The sequence below is a fragment of the Providencia sneebia DSM 19967 genome (assembly GCF_000314895.2).
Classification (GTDB): Bacteria; Pseudomonadota; Gammaproteobacteria; order Enterobacterales; family Enterobacteriaceae; genus Providencia; species Providencia sneebia.
Window position 1 is genome coordinate 2,613,370 of record NZ_CM001773.1, and the last position, 14,888, is coordinate 2,628,257.

The following is a 14,888-nucleotide window of genomic DNA, read 5'->3' on the forward strand; positions in this document are numbered from 1 at the left end:
CGGCCGGACCGGAACGGAACGAACCTAACTTAAACCCTAAAAAACGTTACGGTAACCTTACGTAACGACTAACWTCCGTTTTAGGTTTAGTGAATACGACTAAATATCAGCTGCAAACCCTCCACTGGCTGGCTTCTTCATTCCTGTACTGACAAGCAGACCATTAATACGTTTGAGTTGAGCTTCGACTTTATCTAAGTCTGTTGTATCGACTGATATCTTTAATGTGAGTTCTGACATAACTTTCTCCACAAATGAAAAAAGCCACCAGTGATTAACTGATGGCTATTGGAATATTATTCTGGGTCTATTTATATAACTCTCGTGAATCCTGAGACTATGAACACTGAATACTTATATAAAACTCTATCAATGCTACTCAATGAATAGCATTTGTAGAATTAAATAAAATTATGTCTCTCCATAAGTCACGCCGTTTCTTCTCCGATAGCTGACGTTGCTAGCATGCAATAAGTGAATGCCGGATTCATTGTTTTTGATTCTCAATATGCGCTACCGAGTTAAGGATCTGGGTCACAGCTAACACATGAGACAGCGACAATGCCGCGCTTCGCTCACAATTACTTAATCAGTGATGCTGCGTATTCAATTAGGTATAACTTTGGGGCTAAAAGTATCTTCAGCCACATAGAAAACCCGCCAATCGAAATAACAGCACCGAAAAACAAAATTAACGCTGGGAATATCGTTCTGGAAAAGTCATACATAGTAGAGTTGATGTTGTATTTTTTTCTCCATCATGATATGTCCATATAGCACCGTTAGATTTAGCCCTCTTAGCCCATATCGGCATAAAGATAGCTAGTGCAATAAGCACCACTCCGACAACAGACCAGATAATGCCCATTGTCATTTTCCACGCTAGTAATTGATGAATCACATCTGGTAAATTGGCGTGACTAAATGCAACTGTTGAATCAATGCCGTTTGATGCTTTTTCCAATAAATCAGTAAGCGCCTTTGAAACCTGTTCATTCATCGTAAACACTCCGTTCTAATGTAATCCTGCAAATACAAAGTTTGCTTTTCGTTCTCAGCCATCATTTCTCTGAGACGCCAATAATCTTGTTCAGCTGCTTCACTAAGTCGTGCGGAACTTTCATTGCTTCCGCTTTCGGATGTACTCGCTTCGGACTTTGGACACTCGGCTTTGACCCGCAAGCGCTTAGTGCCATTGATAACATCAATACGTAACTGGTCAATTTCAGCTTTTGCATTTGTGAGTTCCGTTGTGTGTTTGGTGTCGAGTTCGTGAAGGGCGTTAATGCGCTTTTCGTAGTCGGCAGTGATGGCTACTTACTCACTAAATTTATCTTTCAAGTGCTTATAGTTATCTTTTAGTTTTTCATGATTATCAATCACCCAATTAAGCCAAAATACTAGAGCGACGCAAATAGCCACCAACCCCTTAGTTGACATGGTCATTATTCATTTAACCTCACCTGCTCTTCCATTAATGGTTTATGGAAGTTTTTATTAAAAATACCTTGTAGCGACTCTTTTCGCTGGTAATAATCCCAACCCATTGAAATAAATACCGTATTGGCACGCTGTAGCTCAGTAATCGCTTTAATTTGCCACTTAGTCAGATAATCACGGAGTGCCTCATCTTTACCTATCTCATTTTCTTTTTTGAACTTAGCTGATTTTTTACCGAGGACAATACCGTTTATTAAATCGGCTTCAGTGCTGTAGTGAAAATATTGAGTCTCCTTACCTTCTTGCTGGCGAGTTTCTTTTAGCGCGTCTGACATTGGGCGATACTCCACTCTAGCAATGTCACGCTGTCGCTGGATCTCTTCTTCTTTCTTTGCTCTTTCACGAAACTGAATGAAGCTATCAACCAATCGAACTTGTCCATCTTTTGCTTTTTCGCCGCCAATAAATGGCATTGCAATTAGAAAACCGCGTTCAGTTAATTCAATACATGGCTGTTCTTTCTTTTGTTTATTAAAATAAGACGACTCCTTGAAATCAAGGAGTCCTAAATGACCACTTTCTATCAATGAACGAATGCTTTGAAGAACATTGTCATGCCTTCTTCCAAACTCATTTGCAATAGTCACTGTTGTGACTACAGGTTGTTTTCCTGATTTTTTATTAATTGTTTCATGGTGTCTACCTATTTAGTAATGAACCCTTGCCGAAATAGGAAATCAGCCCATCGAAGCGACACCAGCTATAACTGATCCCCTCAAAGGCTCATTACCTAAATATTGGCTCGATGTGATTTGCACTTTCGGTGTGCATAAAACGCAGAGATAAAAAAGGCCTCGCGATTGCGAAGCCTGTCGGTTAAATCATTTAGTTAAGTGGGGATCTCAATATGTGGGCAATCAATGAACTTGGTTTCGATTGGTAGCGATGGGTCACTCTTCCAGTTAATGCCGAAGCGTAATTTAATACCTAACTCATCAGCAGCCTGTTTAACCGCTTTCAATAGAGGTTTGAACTCGTCAACCTGCCACTTTGTATTCACAGGGATGATATCCACTGCATGACCGGTTAAGTGGCGACTGTGCATTGTCTGTGATTTCTTTTGTGCAACCAGTTGCTTTTGTCGCTCCTGAGTTCGCAGGCCTTCAATAACGATGAAATCGACAGGGGTTATTTCCAAAGTACGACGAATAACTTTAACTAAATCAGGATGGACGCCCTTAAGATTATTTTCGCTTCGCTGGCTGAATTTAAAGCTAGTCATTTTTTGCTCCAAAACGATTTTTAATGATCTGTATGACCGCCTCTAACAGCGCATACAGCTTCTTAGTCCCAAGAAAACCAATCATGACACCACAGAATTCAGCTAAGACTGACCACGCCTCAGCATCACCGCTTCGAGAAAGCCACCAGTCAATCAGCCTAATTGTGCCTACGCTGAGTAAGCCGCACATAATGGCTTCACCTAATGATTGCTTCCAGTGAGAACCTTCTCGACGTTCGCGGATATAAGCAATTGCAGTGGCAAATGAGAATCCACCGAGGAGTGGGAGAATGTTTTGCAGCCAGCGCAGTATTTGCTCCCACCATTCAATTTTATCTGGCATACGTTTCATACCCACCTCCCCTTAGGAGGAATTTAGTTAATAGAAAGCCACCAGCAGGTAGCCGGATTTAGATTAATGAACTTAATGAATGTTTGAGTTAAGTTAGAAGGTCAGCCCTATGTGACTTACCGAAGGGATGGCTGATTAACTTCGGTGTGAGGAAATATATGTCTCATATACCTTTAGATTCGCTCCCTCTCCTGAGAAGAATTGAAGCGTTGGAATCTGCATTGAACATAACTTTAGCTAGTCTATCAGTGTTAACACCCGATATAAGGGATTGCGTGATAGCTAATTTAGATGAGTACGCATCAACTCATCAGGACTATGGGATTAAAAAGGCACATAAAGAACTTTCTGATAAAATAAAAAATTTAAAGATTGAGCGTATTTAAGCCCCTTGAGTTTTTATTTTTATCTTAGTCATTGCTCCAGACCCTAATTCACAGCTCATTGCCGCTTGTATGCCAGTGAGCTGTTTTTCTAATTCTGCAATCTTAGCATTTTGCTGTGTGACTTGCGCTGATAATGCAGCAACTGCCTGTTCTAAATATTGATTGCCCATAACTACCTCTCTTATTTAATAGAAAATGCACTAATGCGTTAAGTTGAATTGCTATGCGTTAAGTTAGCTTGATGTATATATGAAAAAGCATTTTCTCGGCGCTGGCAAAATGGTGACCATTTCGGTGATACCAACAAAATGGTAGAAACAAAAAAGGCCACGCAATGCGCAGCCCTTGGAATAATTCTTGGAATATTTTGTTGTTCGAAATGGTGTTTGTGGAGGTATACGCTGAGAGTGTATGCATTCAGGTTCCCCATGCGAGTTAGCCAATCAGCCTTGGCATTCCCCACAATGAAAACCCGACTCGCTTTAATGCTGCTATGTGAAAGATAGAAGCTGGCAAATAGAGTTTTCATTGTCCGAATGAGATTAATCAAATAGCAACCATTTAATATAGACCATTTTCTTTTTTAAATTAATGAGCTATATTCATTGAAACATTGCTCGATTTATTTCACTTATTATAAAGCCTCATCAATTTATCCCTTATTTAGCCACCTACACTCCAGAGGTGGCATTTTTTTACCCTGAATCCCCAAAAAGAACATAAAAAAACCCGTTAATAGCACAGCACACTATTAACAGGCAAAATAAGGTACGGCTTTAATTTCTTGGTTATCGCCTTATCAATATAGCTTATAAGGTGATTTGTGCAAGTAGCTATAACAAAAAAACCGTATAGCAAGGTTATATACAATTTAGGCAACATATCAAATTAGCATTAAATATGGCCTATTTTGTTCGTTTTTGCAAGTATTATGATGTTAAATTGCAAGAACGTGACTCATTTCTAATATTTGAAACCGACAATAAAACCTCACGATCTATCCGCTCTACAATAGAAACCAACATAGTCCAATGATCCCGATATATCTCTGACCATGTTGACTTACTGACGCCAACTAATTTTGCTAATGCTGTATCGGTATATTTATCAAGTGTTAGGATCTCCCCAAACCTTGAAGCGGTATCTTGTGCCGCTAACCATACCAATTGCATTAATCTGGCCGTTACCTTTTTGGTGATCCGTTTCCCTGATAGTGAGGGTTTAAACTGCTCCCACACGTAATTACATATTTCTACTTGATGGTTATAATCCAAATCATATGCATAACAGTACAACAGCCATGCCTTATGAGCTTCATCTAACTTATTAACAGCACGACGCCATGAACTAAGACAGAATGTTATTTCCAATATTGGTGGCATCGGTGATTTACTTATTCGTGTTTCAGTACACTTAACAGGATCCGATTCACGTATTGCTCCTGTACTATCACGCATTTTATTTCTTTTAAATCGACTTGTTCTTACTAATGCAGCACCTTGAAAAGCATCTAATTGCCCTTTAGTTCCTCCGTTAATATTGGCTAATGCTAAGGTTACATTTGCCCGAAGATATTCTAAATATTGATAATTCATGCCGTTATCTCCTGCTGTCACATTAACCTAATACACCTAGGGCAAATGCCTTATTTACCAATTTAATAAAAAACTCTATTTGAGTTCCGTGCTCTTTTTCCCACTCTTTCGGGTCTCGGTGTAACTCACTATGATCTACCCGACATAAAGGAATGACAAAAAAGTCGTGGGGCTTTGTTCCCATACCGCTAAGACCATAATCAATAATATGATGAGCATCATCCGCTACATCACCACATACACAGCAAGGTTGAGATTTAACCCATTGCAGGTATTTATCATTAGTCCAGCGCTGAGGCTTTGGCTTTTTCATAAAGCTGGCTGGTGGTTCGGGATCTACCGCTAAATCTAAAATGGGTTTTGATAACCGTTCATCATTAAGAGCGTCGCTGAAGTAGTGTTGAGAAACAGAAATTAAGCCTGAGGGTTTATGACTTAGCTCCTCAGGTAAACTCATCAGCAACATACGGCCGCTGAACATATTGATATGAGAACCCGGCTTAAATATTACTGCATTGATTTCAGGAACGGGGATTGGAGTTAATATCCATTGATGAGACATGCTATTCCCCTGCGCTTTCATGTGGCGTGATGGTGATTTCAAATCGACCGCCTTTGACAACTTCGCCCCACTCAATTTCTACTCGTTTAACCTGAGCGTCATCTTTCCAAACTCCAGCATGGGTTAATGCATCAAAAGGTGCTTTCAAGTAGTTATCAGTATCCATGCGTCGCTTACTTGGTGGATGCATTTTTACCGTCACAGTCACTAGATCGGTAATCGCACTTGGTCTTTTGCGTAGCTGCGTATAGATAGATGCCATTGCATTTACCCTAAATGCTCTCCCCTTTGCGCTAATTAATGTTTTACCGTTAATATTCCGCCAGCAAGCATTCACACTAGGTGGAAAAGGTAGGATGAGACTTAAAGATCGAGACATATTTGACCTCCACCACGGATAACAGATAGATGATTACCTTTAGCTGAATTGAACTTGGCATAGTGAGCTTGGCGATAAATTTTAACCTGCCCAATGTCATCAAATATATAATGGCGACCAAAGCCTATTTCCTGACTTTCGCAAATAGGGCAATAGTCAATTGATTCACAACCACCTGAGCGTCCCTTGCGCCAGTGAAGATTTCCATGGAAAGTGGAACAACTTGCACACATAGGAGCATCGCAAGTGTAAGCCGATGATAATCGGGATAATACGCCACTATCATTTCGCCCACCGATGTAGCAAATAACGCCATCACAAAGCAAATCAGCATTGCCACCACAGAACATGCACTTATTGCCAACCATTTGTCACCACCCTATTCCAAATTGCTACTGCTGATGGCTTATCATTTACAGCGGGGCCTTTTGCACCGCAGCTGTGGCAATAAACATAAAACCAAGTGCGGTACTCAAGAGTTTGAATGTGTAGATCTTCACTGCCGCACTTACACTGGTGGATTTCTGGTATTTTGTTTTTCATTATCTAACTTCTGCCAGCAACGCATCGAATTTTAATATCAATGGGTTATGTGTTGTCATTAACTCTTTAATGTCACACTTAATGTATGACTTTGTTTTAACTTCATGTTTTTTAATTTCTTTATATTTATTTGGTACTTTTTCGTAAGCATTCTGCTGAAGAACATAAACAATCAACGTTCCTATCTTCCGGTCAGTTTTTACTACAGCGCCAACTTTGAGTAAAAACGCTAACGTATGCTTTGTGTGACTATCAGATGATGCGTATATACTTTTGATATTCTTAGTTGTTATTTCGTTACCTGCTTTAAAATCACTTACGATTCGTAGATATAATGGATTCACGCTTCCTCCCCTAGAATAGATTTGCCTATTTCCTGAAGTCGGTTTTTTGATACATGACTTCCATGCGCTTTTGGCTCTACAAATGGACGCCAGATAAGAAACATTGACCCTTTGCTATTGCCTTTTTTCTCTTTACCCGTATTCGGATCAACAAAATTAATTCGGCCATCAATGACAGTTCGTATTTCATCGACGGTTTTTAGTGCTAATGAGTACCAAGATGTCGACTTATCAGCAGGTAATAGCATCACTATTGGTTGGTTCTGTTTCTTGTATTGCTCAGCGGCTTTGATAATCCACGGTTTAATATTGCTGTAAGGGGGATTACACCAAATAGCACCATGACTTACCCAATCACTATTTAATGCATCCTGCTCTGGTGTTATGAAGTATGAACACAGAGCATTTTGTTCATTTGCTGCAGCATCCAACCAAAAACCAAACTCAAGCGTTAAGGCTTCAAATAGCCATTGGGGTGTTTGCCAGCAATCTTTATCTTCAGGTGCGGTGTTACTGGAATGAATAGCCATCAGATAGCACCTCGCTGCTGGTGGTATTCTGCATAGATCCGAATAACCGCATATCGCTCTTGAACACTGAAATTGCCTTCGTAGCGCACTAGGCTGAACTTTCTACACATCACGAGGCAGTAACGAGAGTCATTCCAATCTTTACGTAATTTTCGAATAACCCACCAGCGGCGCACTTGATGAAATGTGGCAATAAGACCAAATACATCAGTACCATAAACATCCTTCGATTCGCTATGCATCATGCCGACACCTCTTTCGCTGCTTGCTCTGCTGCTTTTTGCCAGATTGAGATCCACGTTTTGCGCCCCATAAACTCATTCATTCTGCGTATTCCAGCATTGCCAGCTAATTTTGCCGCAATCTCTTCAGTACGATTTTGCGGCTTAGAGTGTGAACAAATAATTCGGGTAAATGCTGATTCACGCTCAACAGGATCAACCTTGACGCCTTGATTTGCTGGCTCTTGGCTCTTGACGGTTAAATCATCAAATTTTTCACGTAGCTTGCGAGGGCTTAAAATATTTTTGTACCAGAATGAATCTTGGTTAGCCCAGCGGAACAAGTGCCAGATTTGTTCGTGAGTGCGACCGTCAATATCTCGCATTAAACGAATATCGTTAGCCCAGTCAGCGTAGTTAGGCTCTTTAGCGGTCGGGTTAATGATCTTAATTTTCTCAAACATGTGTTTTGCACAGTCCAAATCTCGTTGAGTACCCCATAGTTGACCGTTAGGACTGTGAATAACGGCTTCTGGATTAATTTTTATAGAACCACCAGCCGACCCGTTGCGGGATTCGCCAGAATTCTGCAACGAAGAGGATTTATTCTCTGTAGTAATCTCTGAAGTATTCTCTGTTGTACTCTCTGTAAGATCAGGGCAATTTGACCCGTTCGATGAGGTCACTTTTGCCCTATTCGAGCGGTTCATTTTGCGCTGTTCGATTGGGTCAATTTGACCTATTCGAGAAGCTTCGGCTGACCCGTTCGATGAGTTCAATTTGACCTCATCGGCAAGTAACGCATGTTCATAATTTATTGAGTAATAATTTGTGCGGTCATGAGTGCGTTTATTGATTTGCTCAATGTTTAACACGCCCAATTTTTTTAAATTGTTAAAGCCACGCTTAATTGTCGACTCAGATAAATACGGGAACTGCTCACGCCATTCTTCAATAGTGTTATAAACCCAGCGACGACCATTGTGATCTACACCTGATGTTGTTTCAGACAACCAGTATTGAACCTGCTGAAGCAACAATGCCTCATTTAAACCCAAGCGTACTGCAAGTTCAGGTATCACTATTTGCGGGCGAGTTTTTAGTATTAATAAGCTCATTCAATCACCCTTGTATATTGTTCTTTGAATTTAAGCAGTGGCTCGAAGAGTTCATGTTCATAGTCGTCGCGCAAGAATATGACCCACTGCTTTTGTTTGTCATAACGAATGACACGAACGCGGCGCCCCCGCTTATCCAAATAAATGCGATCAAGGTTATTAGCACTTTCATTGCTCACTGACCTCTCTCCCGCTAGTCGCGTTAAAGTCATCTAACAACCACTGAAGAAATTGGTAGTTAATTTCTTCATAGCCTTCTGGTAACTTAAGCTCATACATCAAACGACAAGTGTTATCGCTTTCCTTGAAAAAAATAGCTTTCACTTGCGGACGACTATGTAAATTCGTTACACTACTCATGCTAATTAACTCCACAAATGTTGTTAGCACTCGACGCCTCGGACCGCATATCTGGGGCGTCACCCTTTCTTGTGATAATCATTGTTGTTTAATTCCATAGACCGTTTTAAGTGACTCAATAAACCCTGCGGCATAACCGAATACTTTTGCAGATTTGCGGTCTATTGCCCTGATCTCATCGTCAGTCAACTCACCATCCGCAATACTTTCTTGGATAAGAACAGATAAAGCCCCTTGCATAGCGCCTAACTTCATTCGAATATCAAATAATTCGACCTGATCTAAATTTTCAGGCTCAATTTTGGTTGCTGGGGTGATGCCATGACGCTCCATGTGATACTCCACCAGCAGAGTCGTTTTTGATAAATCTTCCATAGCTTCTAATTCATCATGTTCGAAGAATCGACAGCCGTTCTTTTCGTACAACTTGTTGTTGAAGGTAGTTTCAGAAATACCCAGCGCACCCGCCATTGCCGAACGACCACCGGGGAATGCTTTACACATTTCTTTCACAACTTCTTTTGGTGTTTGTTTGCACATATCTACAATTCCGTTGTTGTTCTTGTAGTTAACTCAATTGGCTAGTTTTGTTATTGTTTGCTTGTTCCTATTAACTCATATAGATCTGGACGTATTTCATGTGGTGAAACTGCATTATTTGTAGCTTTCACAATAGGCATAACTAATCTTGCATCTACACCACCGCCATGAAGCCAGCGCCAAACTGTTGGCTGACTCACGCCACATAAGTCAGCTAATTTTTTTTGCCCCCCGGCAATATCAATTGCTTTTTGAATTGCTTTGTTTTTCATTTTTTAACCCCTTAAGTATTATTGTGAGGCAATAATAGCAATGAGTATTAATTTATACAATAGCAATGAGGATTTGATTTTTAATACGCATAACTATAAATTCGCATTCATGAAAACGACACTGTCAGAACGCCTTCAAGAGGCTATGAAATACAGAGACAATATGACGCAAGCTGCTTTGGCTGAAGCGTCCGGCGTTGCTCAACCTACGATCTGGCGCTTAGCGAACGGGAAGGCCAAAGGCTCCGTCAAATTAGTTGATATAGCTAACGCACTAGGTGTGAATGTAGATTGGTTAGCAAATGGCACTGGTGAAATGGAAGGCTCCAGTGGCGAACAAAAATTCAGACTAGATAAATCTCTTAATATATCCGTTTGGAATGAATCTGGTGAAACTGATGATTACGTTATATCGCCGATGGGCAAGTCTTTACCTTCTTATCGAGCATATATACTAAATCGCAATACTGGATGCGCAGAGGCGCCGAACGGAAGTATCGCTATAGTAGATACGAATATAACGCCGGGAACTGGAGATCTGGTGATAGCACAAGTAAACAACTCTATATCTGTGTATAGGTTTTTAGATGGTGGTAGTCATGGATTCCTGTCTGTTGATGATAATAGAGTTCCATTAATTGATTTATCTTCATCCATATTTATTGGTGTTGTCGTTTTTCTGGTTCGAGACTTTAGGAGGTAGCTTGCTTTTTCTTTTCTGCTAACAAGCACTTCCTTATATTTTCCCGCTTCACTTCTTACCAAAACTATCACCATCGTTTCATTCCTCTCGAATATAACATTATAGATCTTGGTTTACCTGTTTATCTATACAGTAATTTATTTTATACTTTATATCCTGACGTGAAATTTGCAAGAATTATTCAATACAAAATTTAATACTATTAAGTATTACCTTTAATGAAATGAAAAATAAATCCTTTTATATCAATTAACTGCGTTTAATTTCGAAAATCATTAAATATACTAATTGCTATATTTAATACTCATTGCTATATTTAACTTATCGATAAGATGAGAGATAAGGTAATTTATGCAACGCAATCCAAACGAACCCATCGTCACTTTTAGTGTTCCAATGTCGCAAGATGATGTGCGCGAGTGGGTTCTTCAAAAGGCCGCTGAATTCAATAAACTAAATGAACTTCGCGCTAGTCAAGACCGTCTTGAGCAAGAAAAGGCGGAACTGCAGCGCAAAATTGAAAGTCTCGATGATGAAATTTTCGATCAGCAAGAACGCTGCAAAGTCACTATTAGTGCTTAATTGATTTAATTTTGTTGTATGGGTACAGCAAAACCACAGCCGCCTGATGTGGATAAGTTAGTTCAGGCAACCTTTTAATATTGTGGAGTTATGGAGAGGGAATATGCTTATTTTAACTCGTCGGGTTGGTGAAGTTCTGAATATTGGTGATGATATTACCGTTACTGTCTTAGGGGTTAAAGGTAATCAGGTGCGGATGGGGATTGATGCACCAAAAGAAGTTGAAGTTCACCGAGAAGAAATTTATTTAAGAATACAGGCTGAAAAAAAACGAAGCCATTAATTAATTGCCATTGCTCGCTTTGGCGGTGCTGCACCGCCCTTTTTTACAACATAGATAAGGCCACTGATGTTTAATCAGTTCACACGGGTGAGTTTATTTTTTATTTGTCAGTGGTCTTATTTATTTTGTGGAGTTAATTATATTTGAGGATCTATAAATGAAACGATTCCCTATCACTAACGCCGTGGTATTTAAGGCTGAATTACCCAGCGCTGAAATTTTAGAGCAGCATTTAAAAGAATTACCCTTTGTTGATATTTTAGAATCACATTCTATTAGTTATGGGTTTGTTCCAAATAAAATCACAGGGGAATTAATTACACCCATCGAAGGTGGTTATATTATTAATTTTCGTATTGATGAAAAAATACTGCCAAAGGCCGCTATTGCGTTTGAGGTTAATAAACGCATTGAGCAACTTAAAGAACAAGGTGTTTCTGATGTTTTAGAAGTTGAAGTAAAGCGCATGGTTGGTGAAGAGTTATTAAAAGTGGCTCTTACCAAGAGTAAAGTCATTACAGCACTTTATCATGTTGAAAAAGGTTTTTTATTTGTGTCTTCAACAAGAAAACCAGAGCATCAAACATTGCTTGGTAGTTTAGTCAAGGTTTGTGGTACCGTTAAAACTGAAACATTCCATATTGATGATGCTAAGAAAGGTATTACTACACGCCTATTAAATCATATTGATAATTTACCACCTGAAGATTGCTTTGGAATTGATATTTATCCGGGCAATTTTCTATTATTACAACGTAAGTTTGATAAAAAACTTGAAACTGTTAAATATGATGCTGAGTTAAATTTAATAAGAGAGCAAGTGAGAGACTCTATTGAGAATAATTTCAAAGTTAATTTAATAGAATTAAGCACATTTGATATTATATTTAAACTAACTAGTGAATTTGATTTCAAAAATATAAAGCCATTAGAAAAAATAGAGTGTGATGGTGATAGAGCTTTCCAATATAGACACACCAATGCTGTATTTATGTTTCACATGGTTAGAATAATAGAGCTATTAATTGAATTATTAAAATATAAAGAAAAATCAAAATAACCATTTAGCCAACACCAAGGAATTAATTCTCTTTATTAAGAGGCGGAATCTTATTATCTAAATTTTGAGTGGAGTATTAATTATGTCTAATTATGATGGCGCAAAACGACATTTTCAAAGTGAAACTAAAAACCATGAAATGATTATTATTAACGAAGATGGCGTATACCGACATGTTAGATTTAAACAACCCAAAACAAGCGTTTATTATTTTGACTTAGTTACATACCCCGGTTATTTGGTTTTCTCTGGTGATATGGGTACGTGGGTATTTAGCCGATTGCATGATATGTTTGATTTTTTCAGAGGTGACCATATCAATGCTGGTTATTGGGCAGAGAAACTACAACATGGCGCAGGCGGTGGCAGAGATATAGCTAGAGAATATTCACAGGAAGAAACTGAAAAGTGCCTTAAAGGGCTTTTTAATGATTGGGTTAAAGAAAATGAATTGACATCTAGTGATGATTCAACACCAGAGAAAATTAAACAATATCAACTCGAATACGAACACCACAAAAGCGAATTAAACGATCTACTTAGAAACAGTGATGAAGAGTGGTCAATGATTGAGGCAATACAGAATATTTCAACCGGTGGTTTTGGCTATTCCCCTTTTGAAGAAACTTGGGATTTGATATGCAAAGACTATTCTCATCATTATTTGTGGGCTTGCTTTGCTATTCAATGGGGAATTAATAAATATAAAAATAATAAAGTAGCAATTAAAGCTATTGACACCCTTTTATCATTTAAATAATAAAGCGTGGCTATTACTACGGATTAAAGAACCGTCACTAACTCACAAGGATGCAAACAGGAGATAGATATGAGCATCAAGCAACTACAGCAACAAATTCATCAGCAAAATAAAGATGCTGGATGGTGGGATAACCCACGCGAGAAAGGAACTTTACTCTGCCTGATTCATTCAGAAATCAGCGAGGCAATGGAGGGTGAGCGCAAGGACTTAATGGACGACCACTTGCCACATCGAAAAATGGCAGAAGTTGAACTTGCTGATGCTGTTATTCGTATTTTGGATTATGCACACGCCTTCGGCTATGACATTGAAAGCGCCATTACTGAAAAACTCGAATACAACAAGCATCGAGCAGACCATCAACGTGAAAACCGCGCAAAGGAAGGCGGTAAGCAATTCTAATTTAACTCGCAGGGATGCAATAAGAGGAATGAATAATGGCAATTATTTTACATGCAAATAATAGTACAACAATAATTACACCTGAATTTGGTAACGAGTTCATGCTAGCCGAGCTCCAAGAGTATGTTGGTGGGTATATTCAAACAATTGACTTCAATGAGCCTGTGATAATCGATGGGACTGAGTACTCCACTATTGTTATTGATGAGGATGGTAAACACAAAAAATACCCAATAAACACAACTGCAACACAATACGCTAAGAATGAATTATTTGATGACGACTTTTTGGTTGGCGATGTTATTTTCTTGAAAGATGGGGAAATTTCTTAATAAAAACCGATAAATTTAAAAGGTTAAGTGATGGATAAATACGATAAAGAACAAATGAAACTTGGCGTTCTGTTCGCACGTAATCATTTAATTGGTGCTTATAGGGCTAATTTCATTGATTGTGATTTAAATGAATTCGCTAAGTTTATGGCGCTGCTCTCTCACGTAGCAAAAGAATCAATCGATATAGAGTTAATGATGGCTGATGTTCTTGCGTGTAATGAGCAAGCTGAAGAATGGATTAAGTTAATTTTGGAGAAAAACAATGAAATATAAAAACTTAATGCTAGATCTAGAAACCATGAGCAATAAAGGCAATGCCGCTATTGTTTCTATAGGTGCTGTAGCTTTTGAACCTTCAACGGGTGAGATTGGCCCTACTTTTTATACTGTGGTTGACTTAATAAGTTCTGAACGTGCTGGGCTTCATATTGATGCCGATACGGTGCTTTGGTGGATGAAGAAAAGTAGCGAAGCTAGAGCAGCTATCATTGCTGATGGTTGTTGGCTAGATGAATCGCTGGGTGATCTAAACCTTTTTGCAGAAAGAGTGTTAACTGATGACGTTCAGGTGTGGGGTAATGGCGTTGATTTTGACAATGTTATTTTGCGTAACGCATATAATGCAGTCAATTTAGAACCGTTCTGGAAACGTTGGAACAATCGCGGTGTTAGAACGATTGTAGAACTAGGACGCAATACGGGTATTGATCCTAAACGTACACTTGCATTTGAAGGTGAACCTCATAACGCTTTAGATGACGCCATTCATCAAGCCAAATATGTATCTATTATCCACCAGCATTTAATTAAACCAGTTAACGACGATATCTAATTTT

Annotated in this window: 29 protein-coding genes; 10 read left to right on the top strand and 19 right to left on the bottom strand. The window is 39.0% G+C overall.

What is annotated here, in order from left to right:
• Positions 1 to 99 precede the first annotated feature (99 nt).
• The 6 genes from OO7_RS16835 to OO7_RS10720 form a co-directional block, all read right to left on the bottom strand.
• Positions 100 to 240 (bottom strand): hypothetical protein, encoded by a 141-nt coding sequence (locus OO7_RS16835; RefSeq protein ID WP_156823142.1) that lies wholly within the window; start codon positions 238 to 240, stop codon positions 100 to 102.
• Between the two features lie 451 nt (positions 241 to 691).
• Positions 692 to 1,000 carry a hypothetical protein gene (locus tag OO7_RS16215; protein ID WP_008915972.1) on the bottom strand — a complete coding sequence of 103 codons (309 nt, stop codon included), beginning with the start codon at positions 998 to 1,000 and terminating at the stop codon, positions 692 to 694.
• 61 nt (positions 1,001 to 1,061) lie between these two features.
• Positions 1,062 to 1,238 carry a lysis system o-spanin lipoprotein Rz1 gene (rz1, locus tag OO7_RS17305; RefSeq protein ID WP_008915973.1) on the bottom strand — a complete coding sequence of 59 codons (177 nt, stop codon included), beginning with the start codon at positions 1,236 to 1,238 and terminating at the stop codon, positions 1,062 to 1,064.
• A 207-nt stretch (positions 1,239 to 1,445) separates the two neighbouring features.
• Positions 1,446 to 2,147, bottom strand: a complete 702-nt coding sequence (locus OO7_RS10710) for a Rha family transcriptional regulator (RefSeq protein ID WP_269077556.1) — start codon at positions 2,145 to 2,147, stop codon at positions 1,446 to 1,448.
• A gap of 182 nt (positions 2,148 to 2,329) precedes the next feature.
• A complete protein-coding gene (locus tag OO7_RS10715; protein WP_008915975.1) occupies positions 2,330 to 2,722 on the bottom strand; it encodes a M15 family metallopeptidase in 393 nt (130 codons plus the stop codon).
• Positions 2,715 to 3,074: a phage holin family protein gene (locus OO7_RS10720; RefSeq protein ID WP_008915976.1), complete on the bottom strand. Its 360-nt coding sequence runs from the start codon at positions 3,072 to 3,074 to the stop codon at positions 2,715 to 2,717. The genes OO7_RS10715 and OO7_RS10720 overlap by 8 nt, the downstream gene beginning before the upstream one ends.
• A 158-nt stretch (positions 3,075 to 3,232) precedes the next feature.
• Here OO7_RS10720 and OO7_RS10725 point away from each other — a divergent pair, with 158 nt between their 5' ends.
• Positions 3,233 to 3,460 (top strand): hypothetical protein, encoded by a 228-nt coding sequence (locus OO7_RS10725; RefSeq protein ID WP_008915977.1) that lies wholly within the window; start codon positions 3,233 to 3,235, stop codon positions 3,458 to 3,460.
• Here the strand turns inward: OO7_RS10725 and OO7_RS16840 are convergent.
• The 13 genes from OO7_RS16840 to OO7_RS10790 all read right to left on the bottom strand — a co-directional run bounded on the left by OO7_RS16840 (position 3,457) and on the right by OO7_RS10790 (position 9,924).
• Positions 3,457 to 3,630, bottom strand: coding sequence for a hypothetical protein (locus OO7_RS16840; RefSeq protein WP_156823143.1), 174 nt, complete (start codon positions 3,628 to 3,630; stop codon positions 3,457 to 3,459). The genes OO7_RS10725 and OO7_RS16840 overlap by 4 nt on opposite strands.
• Positions 3,631 to 4,389: 759 nt before the next feature.
• Positions 4,390 to 5,055, bottom strand: a complete 666-nt coding sequence (locus OO7_RS10730) for a bacteriophage antitermination protein Q (RefSeq protein WP_008915978.1) — start codon at positions 5,053 to 5,055, stop codon at positions 4,390 to 4,392.
• A 22-nt stretch (positions 5,056 to 5,077) separates the two neighbouring features.
• Positions 5,078 to 5,617 (bottom strand): DUF968 domain-containing protein, encoded by a 540-nt coding sequence (locus OO7_RS10735; protein ID WP_008915979.1) that lies wholly within the window; start codon positions 5,615 to 5,617, stop codon positions 5,078 to 5,080.
• A gap of 1 nt (position 5,618) precedes the next feature.
• Positions 5,619 to 5,996, bottom strand: coding sequence for a RusA family crossover junction endodeoxyribonuclease (locus OO7_RS10740; RefSeq protein ID WP_008915980.1), 378 nt, complete (start codon positions 5,994 to 5,996; stop codon positions 5,619 to 5,621).
• Positions 5,981 to 6,364 (bottom strand): hypothetical protein, encoded by a 384-nt coding sequence (locus OO7_RS10745; protein ID WP_008915981.1) that lies wholly within the window; start codon positions 6,362 to 6,364, stop codon positions 5,981 to 5,983. The genes OO7_RS10740 and OO7_RS10745 overlap by 16 nt, the downstream gene beginning before the upstream one ends.
• A gap of 174 nt (positions 6,365 to 6,538) precedes the next feature.
• A complete protein-coding gene (locus OO7_RS10755) occupies positions 6,539 to 6,883 on the bottom strand; it encodes a hypothetical protein (protein ID WP_008915983.1) in 345 nt (114 codons plus the stop codon).
• Positions 6,880 to 7,413 carry a phage N-6-adenine-methyltransferase gene (locus OO7_RS10760; protein WP_008915984.1) on the bottom strand — a complete coding sequence of 178 codons (534 nt, stop codon included), beginning with the start codon at positions 7,411 to 7,413 and terminating at the stop codon, positions 6,880 to 6,882. The genes OO7_RS10755 and OO7_RS10760 overlap by 4 nt, the downstream gene beginning before the upstream one ends.
• Positions 7,413 to 7,658 carry a hypothetical protein gene (locus OO7_RS17475; RefSeq protein WP_008915985.1) on the bottom strand — a complete coding sequence of 82 codons (246 nt, stop codon included), beginning with the start codon at positions 7,656 to 7,658 and terminating at the stop codon, positions 7,413 to 7,415. The genes OO7_RS10760 and OO7_RS17475 overlap by 1 nt, the downstream gene beginning before the upstream one ends.
• The gene (locus OO7_RS10770; protein WP_008915986.1) at positions 7,655 to 8,752 is read right to left on the bottom strand and encodes a hypothetical protein; all 1,098 of its coding nucleotides are present in this window, start codon (positions 8,750 to 8,752) and stop codon (positions 7,655 to 7,657) included. Before OO7_RS10770 ends, OO7_RS17475 begins: the two co-directional genes overlap by 4 nt.
• Complete coding sequence (locus OO7_RS10775) at positions 8,749 to 8,931, bottom strand: DUF4222 domain-containing protein (protein WP_008915987.1); 183 nt, start codon at positions 8,929 to 8,931, stop codon at positions 8,749 to 8,751. Before OO7_RS10775 ends, OO7_RS10770 begins: the two co-directional genes overlap by 4 nt.
• Complete coding sequence (locus OO7_RS17480) at positions 8,921 to 9,112, bottom strand: hypothetical protein (protein ID WP_008915988.1); 192 nt, start codon at positions 9,110 to 9,112, stop codon at positions 8,921 to 8,923. The genes OO7_RS10775 and OO7_RS17480 overlap by 11 nt, the downstream gene beginning before the upstream one ends.
• Positions 9,113 to 9,190: 78 nt before the next feature.
• Positions 9,191 to 9,652, bottom strand: a complete 462-nt coding sequence (locus OO7_RS17485) for a YmfL family putative regulatory protein (protein WP_008915989.1) — start codon at positions 9,650 to 9,652, stop codon at positions 9,191 to 9,193.
• A gap of 50 nt (positions 9,653 to 9,702) precedes the next feature.
• Positions 9,703 to 9,924: a helix-turn-helix domain-containing protein gene (locus OO7_RS10790; RefSeq protein WP_008915990.1), complete on the bottom strand. Its 222-nt coding sequence runs from the start codon at positions 9,922 to 9,924 to the stop codon at positions 9,703 to 9,705.
• A gap of 40 nt (positions 9,925 to 9,964) precedes the next feature.
• Here OO7_RS10790 and OO7_RS10795 point away from each other — a divergent pair, with 40 nt between their 5' ends.
• The 9 genes from OO7_RS10795 to OO7_RS10835 all read left to right on the top strand — a co-directional run bounded on the left by OO7_RS10795 (position 9,965) and on the right by OO7_RS10835 (position 14,884).
• A complete protein-coding gene (locus OO7_RS10795; protein WP_008915991.1) occupies positions 9,965 to 10,627 on the top strand; it encodes a helix-turn-helix domain-containing protein in 663 nt (220 codons plus the stop codon).
• A gap of 351 nt (positions 10,628 to 10,978) precedes the next feature.
• Positions 10,979 to 11,209 carry a hypothetical protein gene (locus OO7_RS10800; RefSeq protein WP_008915992.1) on the top strand — a complete coding sequence of 77 codons (231 nt, stop codon included), beginning with the start codon at positions 10,979 to 10,981 and terminating at the stop codon, positions 11,207 to 11,209.
• A 103-nt stretch (positions 11,210 to 11,312) separates the two neighbouring features.
• A complete protein-coding gene (gene csrA, locus OO7_RS10805) occupies positions 11,313 to 11,492 on the top strand; it encodes a carbon storage regulator CsrA (protein WP_008915993.1) in 180 nt (59 codons plus the stop codon).
• A gap of 157 nt (positions 11,493 to 11,649) precedes the next feature.
• A complete protein-coding gene (gene rdgC, locus OO7_RS10810) occupies positions 11,650 to 12,552 on the top strand; it encodes a recombination-associated protein RdgC (protein WP_008915994.1) in 903 nt (300 codons plus the stop codon).
• Positions 12,553 to 12,634: 82 nt separating this feature from the next.
• On the top strand, positions 12,635 to 13,312 hold the full coding sequence (locus OO7_RS10815) for a hypothetical protein (RefSeq protein WP_008915995.1): 678 nt from the start codon (positions 12,635 to 12,637) through the stop codon (positions 13,310 to 13,312).
• Positions 13,313 to 13,381: 69 nt separating this feature from the next.
• Positions 13,382 to 13,717: a nucleoside triphosphate pyrophosphohydrolase family protein gene (locus OO7_RS10820; protein ID WP_008915996.1), complete on the top strand. Its 336-nt coding sequence runs from the start codon at positions 13,382 to 13,384 to the stop codon at positions 13,715 to 13,717.
• A 35-nt stretch (positions 13,718 to 13,752) separates the two neighbouring features.
• A complete protein-coding gene (locus OO7_RS10825) occupies positions 13,753 to 14,049 on the top strand; it encodes a DUF3846 domain-containing protein (protein ID WP_008915997.1) in 297 nt (98 codons plus the stop codon).
• 30 nt (positions 14,050 to 14,079) lie between these two features.
• Positions 14,080 to 14,325 carry a hypothetical protein gene (locus OO7_RS10830; RefSeq protein WP_008915998.1) on the top strand — a complete coding sequence of 82 codons (246 nt, stop codon included), beginning with the start codon at positions 14,080 to 14,082 and terminating at the stop codon, positions 14,323 to 14,325.
• Entirely contained in the window at positions 14,315 to 14,884 is a 570-nt protein-coding gene (locus tag OO7_RS10835) for a 3'-5' exonuclease (RefSeq protein ID WP_008915999.1), read from the top strand. Before OO7_RS10830 ends, OO7_RS10835 begins: the two co-directional genes overlap by 11 nt.
• Positions 14,885 to 14,888: the final 4 nt, after the last annotated feature.

Bases quoted from the DNA above. Each gene is read 5' to 3' on its own strand.
- OO7_RS17485 (WP_008915989.1), bottom strand. From the start codon at position 9,652: ATGTGCAAACAAACACCAAAAGAAGTTGTGAAAGAAATGTGTAAAGCA.
- OO7_RS10740 (WP_008915980.1), bottom strand. From the start codon at position 5,996: ATGTCTCGATCTTTAAGTCTCATCCTACCTTTTCCACCTAGTGTGAAT.
- OO7_RS10760 (WP_008915984.1), bottom strand. From the start codon at position 7,413: ATGGCTATTCATTCCAGTAACACCGCACCTGAAGATAAAGATTGCTGG.
- OO7_RS10730 (WP_008915978.1), bottom strand. From the start codon at position 5,055: ATGAATTATCAATATTTAGAATATCTTCGGGCAAATGTAACCTTAGCA.
- OO7_RS10770 (WP_008915986.1), bottom strand. From the start codon at position 8,752: ATGAGCTTATTAATACTAAAAACTCGCCCGCAAATAGTGATACCTGAA.
- OO7_RS10790 (WP_008915990.1), bottom strand. From the start codon at position 9,924: ATGAAAAACAAAGCAATTCAAAAAGCAATTGATATTGCCGGGGGGCAA.
- OO7_RS10795 (WP_008915991.1), top strand. From the start codon at position 9,965: ATGAGTATTAATTTATACAATAGCAATGAGGATTTGATTTTTAATACG.
- rz1 (WP_008915973.1), bottom strand. From the start codon at position 1,238: ATGCAAAAGCTGAAATTGACCAGTTACGTATTGATGTTATCAATGGCA.
- rdgC (WP_008915994.1), top strand. From the start codon at position 11,650: ATGAAACGATTCCCTATCACTAACGCCGTGGTATTTAAGGCTGAATTA.
- OO7_RS17475 (WP_008915985.1), bottom strand. From the start codon at position 7,658: ATGATGCATAGCGAATCGAAGGATGTTTATGGTACTGATGTATTTGGT.
- OO7_RS17480 (WP_008915988.1), bottom strand. From the start codon at position 9,112: ATGAGTAGTGTAACGAATTTACATAGTCGTCCGCAAGTGAAAGCTATT.
- OO7_RS16215 (WP_008915972.1), bottom strand. From the start codon at position 1,000: ATGAATGAACAGGTTTCAAAGGCGCTTACTGATTTATTGGAAAAAGCA.
- OO7_RS10830 (WP_008915998.1), top strand. From the start codon at position 14,080: ATGGATAAATACGATAAAGAACAAATGAAACTTGGCGTTCTGTTCGCA.
- OO7_RS10720 (WP_008915976.1), bottom strand. From the start codon at position 3,074: ATGAAACGTATGCCAGATAAAATTGAATGGTGGGAGCAAATACTGCGC.
- OO7_RS10835 (WP_008915999.1), top strand. From the start codon at position 14,315: ATGAAATATAAAAACTTAATGCTAGATCTAGAAACCATGAGCAATAAA.
- OO7_RS10735 (WP_008915979.1), bottom strand. From the start codon at position 5,617: ATGTCTCATCAATGGATATTAACTCCAATCCCCGTTCCTGAAATCAAT.
- OO7_RS16840 (WP_156823143.1), bottom strand. From the start codon at position 3,630: ATGGGCAATCAATATTTAGAACAGGCAGTTGCTGCATTATCAGCGCAA.
- OO7_RS10820 (WP_008915996.1), top strand. From the start codon at position 13,382: ATGAGCATCAAGCAACTACAGCAACAAATTCATCAGCAAAATAAAGAT.
- csrA (WP_008915993.1), top strand. From the start codon at position 11,313: ATGCTTATTTTAACTCGTCGGGTTGGTGAAGTTCTGAATATTGGTGAT.
- OO7_RS10725 (WP_008915977.1), top strand. From the start codon at position 3,233: ATGTCTCATATACCTTTAGATTCGCTCCCTCTCCTGAGAAGAATTGAA.
- OO7_RS16835 (WP_156823142.1), bottom strand. From the start codon at position 240: ATGTCAGAACTCACATTAAAGATATCAGTCGATACAACAGACTTAGAT.
- OO7_RS10800 (WP_008915992.1), top strand. From the start codon at position 10,979: ATGCAACGCAATCCAAACGAACCCATCGTCACTTTTAGTGTTCCAATG.
- OO7_RS10715 (WP_008915975.1), bottom strand. From the start codon at position 2,722: ATGACTAGCTTTAAATTCAGCCAGCGAAGCGAAAATAATCTTAAGGGC.
- OO7_RS10815 (WP_008915995.1), top strand. From the start codon at position 12,635: ATGTCTAATTATGATGGCGCAAAACGACATTTTCAAAGTGAAACTAAA.
- OO7_RS10825 (WP_008915997.1), top strand. From the start codon at position 13,753: ATGGCAATTATTTTACATGCAAATAATAGTACAACAATAATTACACCT.
- OO7_RS10745 (WP_008915981.1), bottom strand. From the start codon at position 6,364: ATGGTTGGCAATAAGTGCATGTTCTGTGGTGGCAATGCTGATTTGCTT.